The organism is Aquibium carbonis (assembly GCF_003970795.1).
In the GTDB taxonomy this organism is placed as follows: Bacteria; Pseudomonadota; Alphaproteobacteria; order Rhizobiales; family Rhizobiaceae; genus Aquibium; species Aquibium carbonis.
This window is the reverse complement of the sequence record NZ_RWKW01000175.1, coordinates 1-1120: the sequence shown is the minus strand read 5'-3', so window position 1 is coordinate 1120 and position 1120 is coordinate 1. Positions and strand designations below refer to the sequence as shown.

Genomic DNA, 1120 nt, shown 5'->3' with positions numbered 1-1120 from the left:
GAACGTATTCGACCGGCTCCGGCTCTGCGATGACGATGGCGTCTGCGGCGCGAGCGCCGGTGGCTGCGACGAGAGCCGCTGCCGAGCCGAGAAGAAGGCTCTTGATGTTCATTTTCTGACCTCCAGTCAAAGTATGGAGGGCCGAAAGGGGTTGATGGCCGCGACAAGATCATTGCCCTGCAATATCAGTGGCTTGCCGAGAGTAAGCCGGGGGCAGGCGAGCCAGGCGCTGCATGTCCGCGCCTCCCCTGGCGGGATAATCGACCCCTGTCGGCCGTCCGCGGGGCACGAATCCCGATGGGCCGAAGAACGAAGACAGGCGGGAAAAGCGCGCAAGACGCCGGGCGATGGCTGCCGGGGGAACGTGCGGCGCGAAGGGCGCGTGGCGGAGAGGATGGGATTCGAACCCACGAGAAGCTTTTGACCTCTACTCCCTTAGCAGGGGAGCGCCTTCGACCACTCGGCCACCTCTCCGTTGCCGCCCGGATAAACCGGAATGTCGGCTCGCACAAGGTGTTTCCCGCCTCTCTTTCGACAGAAGCGCCCACTTGGCGAGCTCGCCACACAGGCCGAGGATGGAATCGCTCCATCGGGATATCCGCCGTCGGCGGCGCATACCGTCAGCCGCGCCAGGCGTGCGGCGATTCGAGGGACCGCCCATGGCCAGGCGCACCGGGGAACCGGAATCGGCGGCCGATTCTGCCCGTGGAATCGTGGTTTCGCGGCGCCGTGCGGGTCCGAGAGGTTAACGGTTCATGAACGCCCGCCTCATTCGCGGCTCGCGGGCGTCAAAATCGTGGCAATTGTGCAACAGCACCCCGACATCGATCATCGGAAGCCCCGTCTGAAGTCGTTCGGATGTTGAACCGGCCGGCGCGGCGAGTATGGTTGGCCTCGGAGAAGGGGCGCAGAGACGCATCTTTTTCGAAATAGGGGATGGGGCAGTCCATGCTGTCCTTCAGCCAGAATACCCAGACCCACTTTGAAACTTTGACTGGAGGTCAGAAAATGAACATCAAGAGCCTTCTTCTCGGCTCGGCTGCGGCGCTCGTCGCAGTCACCGGCGCTCGCGCCGCAGACGCCATCGTCATCGCAGAGCCGGAGCCGGTCGAATACGTTC

At 63.7% G+C, this 1120-nt stretch carries 1 tRNA gene; it reads right to left on the bottom strand.

Going from position 1 to position 1120, the window contains the following annotated elements:
* Nucleotides 1–383: 383 nt before the first annotated feature.
* A tRNA-Ser gene (locus tag EJC49_RS25365) sits at nucleotides 384–474 on the bottom strand.
* Nucleotides 475–1120 lie beyond the last annotated feature (646 nt).